Origin of the sequence: Pandoraea soli, from assembly GCF_902459595.1 — a bacterium.
GTDB classification, from domain to species: Bacteria; Pseudomonadota; Gammaproteobacteria; order Burkholderiales; family Burkholderiaceae; genus Pandoraea; species Pandoraea cepalis.
Genome location: NZ_CABPSG010000012.1, coordinates 24,794 through 39,750, shown reverse-complemented (window position 1 = coordinate 39,750; position 14,957 = coordinate 24,794). Strand labels below are relative to the sequence as shown.

Sequence of the window (14,957 nt, the reverse complement as noted above, 5' to 3'; positions counted from 1 at the left end):
GACCGTTCTGCGCCAGTGGACTGCATCCCGCAGATCCACGACACCTCAATGACCGCCACATTTTATAGCAGCGACGGCTTTTTGTAGACTGTACACGATCTGGAAGACGTTATCGTTGCGCAAGTTCAACGGCCTGCCTCATTCAAGGGCTGCGCGGCGCATTAGGCACAGATGCCATGAAAGCGAGCATCTCTCGCCCGAGCCATTCCTCGCCCGAGTTGAAATGCGCGACGATCGATGTGTGATTGTGGCAGCGCGCCTGAACGAATCGCGGCGCCACGCCTCGCGCGCGCAGCAGTGTCTGGAAAAATGCGGCGCCGTAGTCGTCAAGAAACCGGTTTTCGTATTCGGCGATGGCAATCATCGTCGGTACGGAATTGCGCGCGCCGTGAGTCAGCGGCGACCGTTCCGCATATCGGCTTTCATCGGCGCCGAAGTACACCCGCACAGGACTCGCATTCGGATTGCACGGGTTGACATCGGCGAACAGACGCGCGCTGACCAACACCAGCCCCGCCACTTTTGCGCTCAGCCCAGGGGACGATCCGGTCAATGCCGGATCGAAAAGGCAGCCGGCGGCATGCGTGCCGCCCGCCGAGTGGCCGATCAGGAAGAGGCGCGACGGGTCGATTCGCAACTGCGCCGCGTTGGCATGCGCCCAGGCGACGGCTTGCGCGACATCCTGCGCGCCGCCCGGCCACGGCGCCTCGTCGGCCAGCCGGTACTCGACGTTGATCGCAACCTTTCCCTGCCCGGCGAACCAATGGCACACGTTGTCGTACACCTCGCCATTCACGCTTTTGTTGCCCCGCACGAAGGCGCCACCATGAATAAACAGGACCGCCTCACGCAGTGCCGTTCTGCTCGCGCCGGACGCCGCCACCGGCTCAAAAATGTCCATCACCTGACGCGAATGCCCGCCGTATGCCACATTCCGCTCGACGTGCGGACTCTTGGGCGCCGTGGCCAGAATCGGCGTGTAGCAATCGATCACCGCCTGTCGATGCGCAATGATGTCGTCGTTCCAGCGTGGGCCGAGATCAAGCATTAACTGCCGCTGCTTCGGCGGCAAGGCGGAGAACGGCTCGGCCATGGCATCGGAGTGGTCCGTCGCGATTACCATGAGACGCTCACGTTGCCGTTGATGAACGTCTGACACGCCATGCGGTAACCGTTGGCAAGGTCCTCGGCGCTCAGATGCCGCCGCTCCTTTTGCTTGACGTCGTCAGTATGCTCACGCCCCGCCTCCACACGACAACGGCACGTGCCGCACAGGCCACCGCCGCATTTGAACGGAATCCCGCCCTTTTCCCGAAGTGACACGCGCAGCAAATTGCTGTTGGGAAGCGCCTCGACTGTCTTCCCGCCATTCGAGATGAACGTGATCTGAACCATATGGCTTGTAGGTGTCTCCGGATTGCGGCGGCTGAGCCGCGCTTGTCCGTGATCGTGCCCGATGAGCGATTCGAGCGAAGTCACAGCCTCAGGCACGCTCGCGTATTGCTGGAAGAACTTCGTAGGTACCAGATTTGCGCCGCTCGGGTCCGTTTCATCAACGATCTTCACGCGCGATTGCCCGTCCAGTCTCGCGATGACAAATGCTGCGACGTGTCGCGCACCATAGAAATAATCGTGAGTCTCGACCGGCGTGATGCCGGGCGTCGGCTCGCTGCGGTATTGGCCCAGACGGCTGGTAAGTACAATGTACATTCGCTTTCCTCGTTGCACGTTGCTTGGCAATGCTCGGCGATCAGAACGCCGCCGGAAGCTCGTCGTCCTGCGCCAGCTCAATGTCCTGCTCGATCCACAACTGGCAGGCAAGACGGAATCCCGCGTCGAGCCGATCGCCCAGTTGCTTCTTCTCTTTCCAGTTCGGTGCCGACAAATGTTCGCCGCCCGACAGCACCCGGCATGCGCAGCGCGCGCACTTGCCCATGCCACACTCATAGCGCAAATGGGGGAATGGGAACTGCTTGATGCCCGCGCGGACAACCAGATTGGTATTGGCTTTTACCTCTTCACGATACGTCTGCCCGTTCCTGCGGAATACGACAACTGGCATGCGCCCTCCTTTCACGAGAATCACCTGCCGCGTCCCTCGCGACGGCGGCATTTATCTGAGTGTACCGCAACGTTGAATACTGTATACCGTTATCAAAATAAGATCGCTTTCGACGTTGTGATTCGATGGGAAATGGGGGCGTTCCAACGGGATGAAAGGCGAAGGTGTTTTCGTCGAGCGCGGCGTATGACGGGTCCGACGACAAAGGGGCGGCCGGATCCGCCGCCCCGTCGCGCCCCTTCCGTACCCTTCAATGGACTCAGGTGGCCACCCCTTCGGGCGCGGGAAGCTGGAACGTGAAGCTGTCTGCATAGAGGTAACGCATGCTGGCGCCGTTAGCGACGAACGCCCCTCTCGCTTCGGCAATCATCACGGGGGAGCCGCACAGATACACCGCATGCTCGGAAAGATCGGGATGATCGGCGAGCACGGCATCCTGCACATAACCTCTTGCCCCCGCCCAGCACTCATCCGGACGCGACAACACCGGGACGTAGCGGAAGTCTTCGCGCTGATTCGCGAGCGCGGTCAGCTCATCATGGAGGTAGAGCGACGCTTGCGTGCGCCCGCCCCAATATAGGGCGATGGGGGGCGCACCACTTGCCAGCATCTGTGTCAGCATGCTGCGCAGCGGCGCGATGCCCGTTCCGGTGGCGACCATCACGATGGGCCGATAGTCATCTTCGTGATAGCCAAACCCGCCCAGCGGTGCCTCCACGTCGAGTGTGTCGCCGGAACGTAGTTTGCTCAAACGCGTCTGGGTGAAATATCCGCCCTCGATGTGGCGGATGTGGAGCTCCACTTCGCCTGTCCCGTCACTCGCTTCGGGCGAACATGCCATGGAGAAGCTGCGCGATCCTGTCTCGCCGAGCAACACGTTCAGATACTGACCGGGACGGAACACCCAAGGCTCCCTCTCGCTGGATGCAAGCACCAATCGTGTGACGTCCGGCCCGAGCGGCTCCTTGCGCACGATGCTCACCCGACGCCGCTGCGTCGGTGCAGGCGCATCAAGCAATCGCTCGGTGCTGATCGTCAGATCGGCACACGCATGGGCCTGGCACAGCAGTGCGTAGCCCGCCTCTGCCTCGTCTTGCGAAAGCGCGTCCGGCGTGTCCTCGTAGCGCACCTGCCCCTGCGCAAGCTTGACGCGACACGTCCCGCAACCACCGAACTCACACTCGGATGGCAGCACGACACCCGCGCGTCGGGCCGCCTCGAGGATGGTTTCGTCAGAGGTCGCCTCGAAGCTGCGGTGGGCCTCGATCCATGTGATTCGATAGCTCACGGCGCAAGTCCCCGTCAAAGCTTGATGTCGGGTTGCACGAGCACTTCGCGGCCGCTCTTGCGCAGCAGCATTTGCAGTGCCGCAAGCCCGGCCAGCCCAGCCTGTGTATCCTGTTCACCGTTGCCGCCTGACAAGCCGATGCCGCCAACCACTTGCTTGTCGACCACGATGGGGAAGCCCCCAACAAACGCGGCAAAGCGCCCCTCGAAGCTCCACTGAATACCGAAAGCTTCATTGCCGGGCAGTGCCGGTCCGTTCGGCGGTGTGGTGAAAAGGTGCGTCGAGCGCTTGTGTCCAGCGGCCGTAAATGCCTTGTTCCAGGCAATCTGCGGTCCGGTGATGCGCCCACCGTCCATGCGCTCAAGCGCGAGCGGGAAGCCGCCCTCGTCGACCACGCAGATAGATTCGAGGACACCGATTTCCTGCGAGCGCCCGATGGCCGCAGCGATCATGTGGCGGGCTTCGGCAAGTTCAAGTTTGAAGAAAGGTTTCATGGCAGAGGAAATAGATTGACGGAGAGATGTGCGCGGCTTGTGTTAAATACCGCGATACACCGTCTTGATCTGGAGATAGAACTCGAGGCCATCGCGCCCGGACTCCCGGAACGTCGCGGTGCTCGAATGCTTGAGGCCGCCGAAAGGTGCGTTGACGAGATTGCCCGTGGTAGTGCGGTTGATCTTGACGGTGCCGGCTTCGATATCGCTTGCGAACCGATGCATCAATCGGGCGTCCTGCGTGACAAGCGATGCAGCTAATCCGTACTCGCTATCGTTGGCCACAGCGATGGCGTCTTCGTAGCCATCGACATCGATCACCGCGATGACCGGACCGAAAATCTCCTCTCGCGCAATACGTGCGGTGCGTGGCACGTCTGCAAAGATCGCGGGAGCGACGAAATATCCGTGGGCATAGACGTCATGCGTGAGTGGCTCGCCGCCGCACACCAGCGTGGCCTCCTGTTTTCCGATCGCGATGTAGTCGAGCACCGAGCGCAATTGCCCCATTGTCGCAAGCGGTCCGATATCGATGCCCGGCCGCATGCCGTTGCCGATCTTGAGTGTCGCCGTCCGGGCGGCGAGTCGCTCGACGAACGTTGCGCGAATCTCGCGGGCGACGAGCACACGACTGGTGCCAGTACACGCCTGCCCCGTGAGGGAGAAGCCTCCCTTGATGGTCAGATCGACGGCGCGATCGATGTCGATCATGTCGAGCACGATCAGCGGGTTCTTGCCGCCAAGCTCCATCTGTGTGCGGGTAGACAACGACGCCGCTCGGTGAATCTGCTCACCGGCCGACGTCGAGCCAGTGAAGGAGATGGCCCGTACTTCGCGCGCGCCGACCAGCGTTGGGCCGACGGCCGAAGCGCTGCCCGTCACGAAGTTCAACACGCCCCTAGGGATACCGGCTTCCACAAACGCTTCGACCAGGCGCAATCCACTTAGCGGCGCATCAGATGCCGGCTTGAACACCACCGTGTTACCGCAAACCAGCGCCGGGGCGATCTTTCGTGCGGGGATCGAGACAGGGAAATTCCAGGGCGAGATCACGGTAACGACACCCAGCGGTTCGCGCAAGGTGTATACCGTCATGTCATTGTCGTCGTTCGGAAATGTTTCGCCGCCGTACGATTGGGCTTCAATGGCGTAGTAGCGCAGCGTCTGCGCTGCGCGCAGGAACTCGTCCTTGGCAAGCGCCTTCTGCTTGCCTTCCTCGCGCGTGAGTTCTTCACCAAAGCGCTCGGCGTGGCGCTCGAGATAGGCGGCCGCGTCGATCAATACCTTCGCGCGCGTGCCCACCGACAGGCGCTTCCAGGCGGCAAATGCCGAAGCGGCCGCACGCACGGCGGCGCGCGCATCGACTTCGCCCGACGCCTGAAAATGGCCGACGACGTCGCGCGTGTCGGCTGGGTTCAGGTTCTCGAAGGTGGCGCCCGAGCGGCTAGCGCACCATTCGCCCTCGATATAGTTCAGAAATGTAGGAACGGTCGTCATGAAAGCGGTGTCCTGCAAGGAGTCTTCAATATCCGCGCCGCCGCGAGATACATTTGGCGACTTGCCATCGAGGGCGGCGGCGCGGCAGAACATCGTTCAGGCGGCCAATCCCAGCTCGGGCAGCGGAACTTCGTTCTTGACGTAGTCGTAGTACAACGCGGTCGTATACAACAGTCGCATCTGCGCGCCGATCTCGCAGATCTTCAGGCAACGCTGCTGCAATTCCGGTGTGTTCGCGTTCTCCAACACGATCTGATATCCGCGCTCGCCGTGAATTTCGTCCGAGACAATGTGCAAATCAAAGAACTCGACTTCCTCGTCGGTGAACTGGTACGTTTCGCGCAACGTGGGCGTCTGCTTGCGATAAATCGACGGGACTTGCGATTCCAGTCCGACGACCAACCCGGCCACCGCCACCACCGGGTCTTCACGCATTGCAACCGCGTAACACCAGCTTTGCAGTCCACGCGTTGTCGGCGACATGTTGTCCGGGTCGACGACGCGCTCGCGCGTCGTTCCGCACGCTTCTGCGAATCGAATCAGCAGGTCTGTATGACGATCGCCGCCAATCTCCTCTTCGTACATGTTCGCCAGCAGGAAATCTTTGGCCTCGGTCATGTGGTCCGGCGTACGGGCGTAAAGATAGCCGAGGTAATCGGCGAACGGCCCAACGTAGTGATAGTGGTTCTCCGCCCAGCGAGCGAGGTGCGCTCGCGATAGTTTGCCGCTTGCCCACGCGACGCTAAACGGCGCCTTGTTCGCGCTCTTGCCCTTGATTGCTTCCTCGAGTGCCGCACGGAAGGTTTCGCGGTCCATCAGTTCAGCCATGTCTTGCTCCTTGGTTTCGGGTGGTTCCCCAGCCCCGCCGTTTCGTGATTGGACGAAGAGAGGGTTATTCGTCATTTTTGTACACTGTATACAGTTTTAGCAAAAATGCCAATACAACAAATCGCATGCGCGGGATGTCCCGCAAAAAGGGAAAAAGGTCAGTCGGCCGCGCGGCCGGTGGCCCCCGATACAGTGGCGTGAAGGGTGCGGGAATCTTCGTTGCTTGTGTTCACTGGTTCGATGGCGTCGAGCTTGATGCCGTTGGTCTCGGGCAGCATGACGGCCGCGATGATGACGAGTCCGTAGCCGACAGCAGCCACGATGGGGATGGCAAGCGTGAGTGTTGTGTGACCGCTGGCGAGCCAACCGGCGATGAACGGGAATACTGAGCCGATAACGCGCCCTGCGTTGTAGGCCACGCCATAGCCGGTCGCACGAATCTCGTGGGGATACGTCTCCGAGATCGTTGCCGCTACGCCCGCAAACGTTCCCTGCATCAACACACCCATCAGGAAGCCCAGCACCATCATCACGGGCACGGGTGCCGGAATCAGCATGTAAGCGATGCTCATCACGAACGCGCCGATGGCGAACAGGATGTATGTCGGGCGACGGCCAAGCCTGTCGGTCGACCAGGCGCCCACGACATAGCCCACGATGGAGCCGCTGATGGTGATGGCCAGCCACAAGCCCGTGCCTGTCACCGACAGTCCGCGTTCGGACTTGAGCCACGTCGGCATCCAGGTGGCAATCGCATAGTACGAGCCGAGCATGCCACCCGAGAGCAGACTGCACCAGAGTGTGCGTGCAGCAAGGCTACCGCTGAACACGCCGCGGAACGTCTTGAGTGGGCTGGTCTGACGGCGCTCCGACATGGTGCGGGTAAAGGCCTCCGGCTCCTCCAGATTCCGGCGCAGCCAAAACACCATCAGGGCCGGCGCCACGCCGATGAACAGGCACACGCGCCAGGCCATTTCTGGCGGGAGCCAGTTGAATATCGCGCTGTAGGCAAGTGCCGCCAATGCCCAACCGAACGAATAGCTACTTGCGGTGAAGCCCGAGAACTTACCGCGGTGGGCCGGATTGCGGATCGTCTCCATGACCAACACCATGCACAGCGACGATTCGCCTCCAAAGCCCAAGCCCTGGACAATGCGCATAATGGCGAGCTGCGTTGGCGAATTGGTCAGGCCGCAGCCAAAACACGCCAGCGCGAAGATCGCGATGGTCCAGCGCAGGATGCGCACCCGGCCATAGCGATCCGCCAGCAGGCCCGCACCGATGGCGCCCACGAGCGAGGCGATTAGCGTAAAGGTGACGATGCTACCTGCCGTGGCTTTGCTCATGCTCCACGTCGTGAGCAGCACCGGGATGAGGAACGAATAGATCATGAAGTCGTAGACATCGACCGTATGGCCGATGAACGTGCCCGCAAAGGCGCGCTTCTCGTTTTTTGATAGTGAACTCAGCCAGGACATGAAGGTGTCCTCCTTGGAGGGTCGTGGGTTTTGTAGGGAAGGTCAGGCAGGTGGTGCAAAGGCGTAGCCGGCGGCCTCAAGCAATCTGGCTACATGGATCGAGCGCAGGTCGTGATACAACGGCGCCACGATCTGCACGCCCACAGGCAACCCTTGTACCGTGCGTCCCGCGGGGACAACGGTCGAGGGCAAGCCGCACAAGCCGGAATGCCCGGCCCAGAAAAGTTGCGTCGTTAACGGCTGCGCCCGCCCGTTGACCTCCAGAGTGCGTTGCCAAGGTGCGCCCTCCTCATTCAGCACAAACGCCGGCGTGGCCGCTACGGGGCACAGCAGCACGTCCACGCGCTCGAACAACGCGCGCCACGCGGCTGCGAAACGCTCTCGTAACGGCTGCAATCTGAGCCAGTCGCGATGACGCATGGCCGACCCCACGTACTGAAGCGACGCATAACACGTGTCGTCGGCAGATGCCTGGCCGGCCGCCGTCACAGCAGCGTCGAACGCGTCGCCGTCAAGATAGCCGCACGTCGACGCGCGCAGCATCAGCGTGTAGACGCGCATCAGTTCGTCGGCGTCCAGCGATGGGCGGGCATTCCACAGCACCTGCGCGCCACGGCGCTCAAGATCTTTTCCGAGGCGCACAATGCTCTGCTCGACCTCCGCGTCGACGTCGGCAATCGGGTGATTCGACAGAACACCAAAGCGAATCTGACGCAGGTCGGTCGCGTGACAGCGCGGCAGTTCGAAGCGTACGGCGCAGGCCGCCTCCGCCGGCGGCCCGGCAATGGCTGACAACACCACTTCAAGATCGTCCGCGCTACGTGCCAGCGGGCCTGCCACGTTAATGTCTGGGAACGCCACACCACCCGGCAAGCCATGACCGTCGAGGGGCACGAGACCGTGCGTGCTTTTGTGCGAGAAGATTCCGCAGTAATGTGCAGGGTTACGAATCGACGAGCCGATGTCGGAGCCGACATCGAAAAATGACATGCCTGTGGAAACCGCGGCGGCGCTGCCGCCCGACGAACCGCCCGGCGTGCGTCGTAAATCGTGGGGATTGCGCGTGGTACCGTAGACGTCGTTGTAGCTCTGCCAGTCGCGCAGGAAGATCGGCACATTGGTCTTGCCTAGCAAGATCGCACCGGCATCCGTCAGCCTTTGCACGACGCTCGCGTGTTGCGCCGCAATATTATTCGTGAATGCCGGATCGCCGACAGTGGTCGGCCACCCCTTGACGTCAAACGACTCCTTGATCGTGAACGGGACGCCGTGCAAAGGCCCCCGGACCAGACCAGCGCTCAACTCCTCATCCCGCTGACTTGCGACCGCATACGCTCGCTCGAAGTCGCTGACCACCACCGCGTTGAGCGTCGGATTCGAACGGCGCACGGCCGCTTCACATGCGGCAACGAGCGCCTCCGACGTAACCTCGTGACGCCGCAATGCCTCCTGCACCGCTGTCGCCGTTACCAAATGCCATTGGGGAGCGCCGGGCGAGTGTCGTGATGCGGTCTGGTCGTCCGGGCACTCGACTGTTGGATTCGTCATGATGGAAAAGCCGTTTCAGTATTCTGTATACCATCAATGAACAAATTTTCGCTGTCAAGTCACTTGCTGATCAGGGTTTCTGCTAGGCACTGTCAGCCGACTCCCCACCCGTTCAAATCACCATCAGCCGGTCTACCCGTTGCGCCAGGCGCGTGGCACCGAGTGATTGAGCACCATGCAGCCCCTCGGCCAAGTGCCTGGGCGGTAGACCAGGCTCGCGATGCCATAGGCGCTCAAGCGTCCCTGTATCGCCGGCAACAGATCAGAAATGCCGTCCGGCACCAGAATGAGACGCATTGGGGGCTTCGTGTCCAAACAATGATGGCCCAAAAGGCGCTAATCGCCACCTGGCCGCCTGAAGCCTCACCGCCCACTTCACCACGGGACACCGTCGCAGGGAAACGTCACCCTTATGGCGAGTTCCCTTACTTTGTATTACATTCGGTGTCCTATGCGCATTCAAATAGCGCACGCGCCAACGCTCATCAATCGAAATATGCGCGGTCTCCCCGAGCATTGGCGTCCCATGACTGCCGTAGTGCGGGGGAAAGGCCGACTCTTCTCGGTCACCGGTCGCCATGCACGGCGCGATACGAGAGAATATTCGTGGTCCAAGGCAAACTCGGGCTCGCAGCGCGTCAGGCGCGGCTCGCCACTACGACGTCGGTGACATCCTCCGCTCCCGATTTCGGCTTTGTGCCGGCGCGAGGTCCAGCCCGAGGACCGACGGGTAAGGGGTTCATTCGAACGGTCGGGAGCACAGCCATTGCGCTGGCCCTCGCGGGGGCCGCGGCCCCGGCCTGGGCCGCGGCCTGCACCCCCAGCGACACCAGCGGCTGCGGTGCACCGGGCGGCGACGGTTTCCCGGGTCGAAGCGGCGCGGGCGGTGCCGGAAATGGCCAGGGCGGCGGCTCCAGCCACCTCGACGCCAGCACCGTGACCGTACAGGACCCGGGAAGCTGGGGGGCCCTCGGTACCGGCGGCGCTGGCGCAACCGGAGACGCCGCTGCCGCGACAGCCAACGGTCCCGCGCAAGTGATCGCCTCCAGCAACATCGTTATCAACGCCCCCGTGACGGGCGACGCCGGCAACACGGGACCGGACGGAACCAACTTCGGAAGCGGTGGGAACGGCGGCAACACCGGCCTTTATTACCTTGGCAGCGACATCACCGTCGTAGGCGCGGCAGCGGTCACGGGCGGGGCCGGGGGCAACGGGGGAAATACCACCAACAGCGTGAGCGGCAACGGCGGCGGCGGTGGCGGCGGTGGTAGCGGACTCACCTCGGCCGGGGTCGCAGCGACGATCACCAACAACGGGACGATTACCGGCGGCGTCGGCGGCATCGGGGGTTCCGGTGGGTTCAGCGGCGGCGGCGGCGCTGGCGGCGACGGCCTGCTCTCGCTCGGCGGCAGCGCGTTCATCGTAAATACCGGCACGATCACGGGCGGTGCAGGCGGGGCCGCGGGCGTGGGGGCCTCGGGGTCCGCCGCAGGCGGCGCCGGGGGCACTGGTGTCGATCTTGCCCAAACCCGCAATTCCCTCGCCAATTTCGGAACGATCTCGGGCGGTATGGGCATCGGGGGCGGTGTCGGCGTGGTGACGCGTGGCATGGATTCGATCACGAACGCAGGTCTCATCATGGGTGCGCCGACCGGCGCAGGTGGGACCCGAGCGGCCGCCATCGAGTTTGGCGGCACGGACAATTCGCTGCGTCTGCTGACGGGCTCCTCGATCCTCGGAACGCTGCTCTTCGACGCGGGGGCGACGGCCACTATTGCCGCAAGCAACACAGGACTGACGCTGAACAACGATGTCATTCTGAGCGATGCGGCGTCGCGCGTGACCGTCTCCACGGCGTCGACCGGCTTGACGATGTCGGGCGTGATTTCCGGGGCTGGCTCGCTCAGTCTCGTGGGTGGCAACACGTTAACGATTTCAGGCGCCAACACGTATGCGGGGGCGACGACGATCAGCAATGGCACGCTCGCCCTGACGGGAAGCGGCAGCATCGCCGTGTCGTCCGGCGTCGTGCTGAATTCCGTGCTCGATATATCCGCCGTCACATCGGGGACGTCGATCAAGGCGCTTTCTGGCGCGGGTACGGTGCGGCTTGGCGCACAGTCACTTTCGCTCACCAACGCGGCCGGCACGTTCGACGGCGTCATCGACGGCACGGGCGGCGTCCGCCTGGCCGCCGGCACCCAAACGCTGACAGGCACCAGCACCTACACGGGCGCGACCGTAGTCGACAGCGGTGCGACGCTCAAGCTCAGCGGCGGCGGCAGTGTCGCAGCATCGAGTGGCGTGACCAATAACGGCGCGCTCGACATTTCGGCAACGACAAATGGCGCGTCCCTGACGAGTATCGCCGGCAGTGGGTCCGTCGCCCTTGGGGCACGCACCCTGACGCTCACGAACGCCTCGGGCCTCTTCTCCGGCGTCATCGGCGGCTCCGGGGGCCTGACATTGAATGGCGGCACACAGACGCTCTCGGCCGCAAACGTCTACACCGGCGCGACCACGATCAATGGAGGCACGCTGGCATTGACGGGAGCCGGTCAATTGTCGTCGGCGACGAGCCTTGCCATGCTGGGCAGTGGTGCAACGTTCGACATGTCCGCTGCGGGCGCGCAAGCGGTCTCCGGATTAAGCGGCGCGGCGGGCACACATCTGCTCATGGGGGCAAGTTCGCTGAGCGTCGACGCCTCAGGCAACAGTACTTATGCCGGCGACCTTGCTGGCAGCGGGACCTTTACCAAGCTCGGCAGCGGCATGCTCGTTCTCAATGGCGCGAGCACGGCCTTCACGGGGACGACGAGCGTTGCGGCGGGCACGCTCGAAGTCGGCGACGCCAACCACGACACCGCATCACTGGGTGGCGACGTGGCCGTCGGTACACAAGGGACGTTGCGCGGGCACGGCACGATTATCGGCAGCGTGACCAACGGCGGCATCGTGGCGCCGGGAGGCTCTATCGGCACGTTGCGCATCAGCGGAAACTACACACAGGCGTCCAATGCAACGTTGGCGATCGAGGTGAGTCCGACGGCGGCGTCGCAGCTCAAGGTATCGGGAAGCGCGACACTGAACGGGGTGCTGGCGATTACGTACGATCCCGGCACGTACCAGGCAACACGCTATACGGTGCTTACCGCCGCGAATGGCGTCAACGGTCGCTTCTCTTCGGTCACCGGCGCGCAGGCGGCGGGCGCCAATCTTGGCAGCCTGCAATCGTCCGTCGCTTATGGCGCAAACGATGTAATCCTGTCGCTGGTCGATCCGTCCGTCAGCGATCCGGGGAACTGGGGGCCAGTCGTGATTGCCCCGAAGAGCACGAGCGTCTACACGGCACTGGGCACGGCGGCGCTGGCGAATGCCCAGTCGACGGCCGCGGCGCTTCTCGATCAAGCCACGCGCCGCGCCGTCGATACAGGGCTTGCCACCGGCGACGCGGCGCCGCGCACCTCGCCCGTCTGGGCGATGGCCACCGGATTGCACGCACGTGTGACTGGCTCGGGCGCTCAGTCAGGCTTCCAGGAAAATCAATACGGCTTCCTTGCCGGCGCGCAAAGGCAAGAAGAACGCGTCATGTTTGGGCTGGCGGGCGGCTATTCCCATGCCGATCTTTCGGAACAGGGCACAGCGAGCTCGGGCACACGGGACACGCTGCGTGTTGCCGCGTATGCAAGCCGTGAGATGGGCGCGGTCGATGTTGCCGCCACTGTCGGTTACGGCCTTCACTTCCTGTCGCAGAAGCGCCCATTCGCGGGCATCGGCACGGCCGAGGGCGATCATATCGGGCAGGAATTGACGGCGGCGGCGCAGGCGAGTGCGCCGATGGCGATCGCGGGAATGGTCGTGACGCCTCGAGCCGGTCTGCGCTACGCCTACTTTCACGCGAACGGCTTCGAAGAAAGCGGTGCGGGCGGGCAGAATCTGCGCATTGGCACGGACAACGCACGGAGCCTGCAACCGTTTGTCGGTGTGACGCTCGACAAGGCGTTCGGCGATGCGATGCGCCCCGTGAACGTCCAGTTCCGCGTGGTGTACGCGCACGAACTGCTCGATGTCGGCCGAGTGATCACCGTGGCCTCGCAGGACGGTACGGCCTTCGTCGCATCGGGTGCAGATTTGCCGCGTGGCTTCCTGACGCTCGGCGCCAGCGTCGGCGTGACACTGGCCAAGCACCTGGATATCTCGCTCGCTTACGATGCGCTCGTCAATACGGCACGCGCATCGTCTCAGGCGGGGCGTGTGAAGGTGAGTTACCGGTTCTGAACGGCCTTTCGCGGGCGGCGCTTGCGCTACGCTTGCCGCCGCCCCTTCTTCGCTCAAAACACCACCAGCCGGTCGACCAGTTGCGCGATGCGCGAGTTTGACGCCGACCACGATTCGACCGTGCGCGATCGGCCGTCGAAATACACCGTATTGATCACTGACCCGTTGCGGCTTAGCGTCAGCGTTGCATAGGCGAGATATTCCCTCGGCGTGTTGCCCCACAAAGCATCGCGCCAGGCGCGGCGCACCGAGTAATTGAGCACCACGCAGCCCGTCGGCCAGGTGCCCGGGCTGTAAATCGTGCTCACGATGCCATAGGCGCGCAGGCGTCCCTGTATCGCCGGCAGCAGATCGGAAATGCCGTCGGGCGCCAGCTCGATACACACATTGTGCGAGAGCAGCTCCGGCGCGGCGGGCGTCGTCGGCGGCACGATGGACGGCATTTGATCCGACAACATCACCCCTGTCGACACCATGCTGGAGGCCACTTGCGCGGCGAGCACCGGTACCGGTGTCGTAAAGAGGCACCCGCCCAGGGTGGCGCTGGCGGCCGCCGCCAGCATCAGCACGATCGCCAGTCGTTTCATCAGAACGGCGACACGCCGAGCAGAATGCCCTGCAGCCAGCCACCGCTGCTCCCATCGGCAACCTGCCCCTCTTCCACACGTGCCACCTTGGCCTGCCCCACCTTGCTCGACGCCACCACGTTGCCCGGCGAGATGTCGAACTTGTTGACCACGCCGGTAAAGCGGAACGTCTCCATATTGCGCCCTTGCAGGACCTGCTTTTCGCCGCCCACGACATAAGCACCGTTGGGCAACACGTCCACGATCGCCACCGCGATCGTGCCGGCCAGCGCCGTGCTCGAACTGTTGTTGCCGTTTCCCTTGAAGGCACTCGCCGATTGACCGATGTTGAACCAGCGCTCCAGCACAGAATCGGCCCCATTGGCCTTGGCGCTCTTGGCCGTCACGCTCGCGTTGCGCGAGATGTCGCTCTGCGACTTGTTTCCGCTCGACGAGTTTTCGGACACCGCAATCGTAAGCAGATCACCGATGCGATGGGCGACCGGTGTCTCGAACCAGTTTGTGGCGGTGGTCGACTGGTAGATGGATCCGCCCGTCTGCACGTTCGCCACGCGCGGCATGGGCATCATGCTCATCGGCGTGGGCGCCGGCGCCGAGCTGGAACACGCCCCCAACATGGCCCCCGTGGCCGCCAGCAGCGCGAGCGTCCGGGGAACACCGCGCGCCGCAACGCCCGGTAGCATCGACAGATTCGACATGGTGAGGCGCCCCCGCGCCGGTCCCGGATGCCCCATCCGGTCGTCTTGGAAATGTGTGAACGTTTGATCGATGACGCCGTCGACACGGCGGCCAGCGTCGAGAGGGATAGTAAGGAGCGCCGGTGCAGCCACTAAGCAAAAATAGAGGAAAATTTGTGGAGGCCCGCCGCGTGGCACACCGATGCTGAGAAAATGG

At 63.1% G+C, this 14,957-nt stretch carries 13 protein-coding genes; 1 reads left to right on the top strand and 12 read right to left on the bottom strand.

From position 1 onward, the window contains the following. Positions 1–142 precede the first annotated feature (142 nt). From PSO31014_RS18275 to PSO31014_RS22460, 10 genes are all read right to left on the bottom strand, one after another. Positions 143–1,123 carry an alpha/beta hydrolase gene (locus tag PSO31014_RS18275; protein WP_246176777.1) on the bottom strand — a complete coding sequence of 327 codons (981 nt, stop codon included), beginning with the start codon at positions 1,121–1,123 and terminating at the stop codon, positions 143–145. Next, a complete protein-coding gene (locus tag PSO31014_RS18270; RefSeq protein WP_150552987.1) occupies positions 1,117–1,395 on the bottom strand; it encodes a 2Fe-2S iron-sulfur cluster-binding protein in 279 nt (92 codons plus the stop codon). Before PSO31014_RS18270 ends, PSO31014_RS18275 begins: the two co-directional genes overlap by 7 nt. Before the next feature lie 355 nt (positions 1,396–1,750). Continuing rightward, positions 1,751–2,062 (bottom strand): 2Fe-2S iron-sulfur cluster-binding protein, encoded by a 312-nt coding sequence (locus PSO31014_RS18265; protein ID WP_150552910.1) that lies wholly within the window; start codon positions 2,060–2,062, stop codon positions 1,751–1,753. Between the two features lie 259 nt (positions 2,063–2,321). After that, a complete protein-coding gene (locus PSO31014_RS18260) occupies positions 2,322–3,350 on the bottom strand; it encodes a 2Fe-2S iron-sulfur cluster-binding protein (RefSeq protein ID WP_150552909.1) in 1,029 nt (342 codons plus the stop codon). Positions 3,351–3,364: 14 nt separating this feature from the next. After that, on the bottom strand, positions 3,365–3,844 hold the full coding sequence (locus PSO31014_RS18255; RefSeq protein WP_150552908.1) for a GlcG/HbpS family heme-binding protein: 480 nt from the start codon (positions 3,842–3,844) through the stop codon (positions 3,365–3,367). 42 nt (positions 3,845–3,886) lie between these two features. Next, entirely contained in the window at positions 3,887–5,341 is a 1,455-nt protein-coding gene (locus PSO31014_RS18250; protein WP_150552907.1) for an aldehyde dehydrogenase family protein, read from the bottom strand. Positions 5,342–5,437: 96 nt separating this feature from the next. Then, positions 5,438–6,169, bottom strand: a complete 732-nt coding sequence (locus tag PSO31014_RS18245) for an iron-containing redox enzyme family protein (RefSeq protein ID WP_150552906.1) — start codon at positions 6,167–6,169, stop codon at positions 5,438–5,440. 158 nt (positions 6,170–6,327) lie between these two features. Continuing rightward, positions 6,328–7,647 (bottom strand): MFS transporter, encoded by a 1,320-nt coding sequence (locus PSO31014_RS18240; protein WP_150552905.1) that lies wholly within the window; start codon positions 7,645–7,647, stop codon positions 6,328–6,330. 42 nt (positions 7,648–7,689) lie between these two features. Continuing rightward, the gene (locus PSO31014_RS18235) at positions 7,690–9,195 is read right to left on the bottom strand and encodes an amidase (protein ID WP_150552904.1); all 1,506 of its coding nucleotides are present in this window, start codon (positions 9,193–9,195) and stop codon (positions 7,690–7,692) included. A 132-nt stretch (positions 9,196–9,327) separates the two neighbouring features. Beyond that, positions 9,328–9,492 carry a hypothetical protein gene (locus PSO31014_RS22460; RefSeq protein ID WP_174976578.1) on the bottom strand — a complete coding sequence of 55 codons (165 nt, stop codon included), beginning with the start codon at positions 9,490–9,492 and terminating at the stop codon, positions 9,328–9,330. A 309-nt stretch (positions 9,493–9,801) separates the two neighbouring features. Here PSO31014_RS22460 and PSO31014_RS22750 point away from each other — a divergent pair, with 309 nt between their 5' ends. Next, entirely contained in the window at positions 9,802–13,476 is a 3,675-nt protein-coding gene (locus PSO31014_RS22750) for an autotransporter outer membrane beta-barrel domain-containing protein (protein WP_281349132.1), read from the top strand. A 53-nt stretch (positions 13,477–13,529) separates the two neighbouring features. Here PSO31014_RS22750 and PSO31014_RS18225 read toward each other — a convergent pair whose 3' ends face one another. Next, positions 13,530–14,063, bottom strand: coding sequence for a hypothetical protein (locus PSO31014_RS18225; RefSeq protein ID WP_150552903.1), 534 nt, complete (start codon positions 14,061–14,063; stop codon positions 13,530–13,532). Continuing rightward, positions 14,063–14,761, bottom strand: a complete 699-nt coding sequence (locus PSO31014_RS18220; RefSeq protein WP_150552902.1) for a flagellar basal body L-ring protein FlgH — start codon at positions 14,759–14,761, stop codon at positions 14,063–14,065. The genes PSO31014_RS18225 and PSO31014_RS18220 overlap by 1 nt, the downstream gene beginning before the upstream one ends. Positions 14,762–14,957 lie beyond the last annotated feature (196 nt).

What these genes read in the sequence shown, in the direction of transcription:
- PSO31014_RS18275 (WP_246176777.1), bottom strand. Translation starts at nt 1,123, where the DNA reads ATGGTAATCGCGACGGACCACTCCGATGCCATGGCCGAGCCGTTCTCC.
- PSO31014_RS18270 (WP_150552987.1), bottom strand. Translation starts at nt 1,395, where the DNA reads ATGGTTCAGATCACGTTCATCTCGAATGGCGGGAAGACAGTCGAGGCG.
- PSO31014_RS18265 (WP_150552910.1), bottom strand. Translation starts at nt 2,062, where the DNA reads ATGCCAGTTGTCGTATTCCGCAGGAACGGGCAGACGTATCGTGAAGAG.
- PSO31014_RS18255 (WP_150552908.1), bottom strand. Translation starts at nt 3,844, where the DNA reads ATGAAACCTTTCTTCAAACTTGAACTTGCCGAAGCCCGCCACATGATC.
- PSO31014_RS18250 (WP_150552907.1), bottom strand. Translation starts at nt 5,341, where the DNA reads ATGACGACCGTTCCTACATTTCTGAACTATATCGAGGGCGAATGGTGC.
- PSO31014_RS18245 (WP_150552906.1), bottom strand. Translation starts at nt 6,169, where the DNA reads ATGGCTGAACTGATGGACCGCGAAACCTTCCGTGCGGCACTCGAGGAA.
- PSO31014_RS18240 (WP_150552905.1), bottom strand. Translation starts at nt 7,647, where the DNA reads ATGTCCTGGCTGAGTTCACTATCAAAAAACGAGAAGCGCGCCTTTGCG.
- PSO31014_RS18235 (WP_150552904.1), bottom strand. Translation starts at nt 9,195, where the DNA reads ATGACGAATCCAACAGTCGAGTGCCCGGACGACCAGACCGCATCACGA.
- PSO31014_RS22460 (WP_174976578.1), bottom strand. Translation starts at nt 9,492, where the DNA reads ATGCGTCTCATTCTGGTGCCGGACGGCATTTCTGATCTGTTGCCGGCG.
- PSO31014_RS18225 (WP_150552903.1), bottom strand. Translation starts at nt 14,063, where the DNA reads ATGAAACGACTGGCGATCGTGCTGATGCTGGCGGCGGCCGCCAGCGCC.
- PSO31014_RS18220 (WP_150552902.1), bottom strand. Translation starts at nt 14,761, where the DNA reads ATGTCGAATCTGTCGATGCTACCGGGCGTTGCGGCGCGCGGTGTTCCC.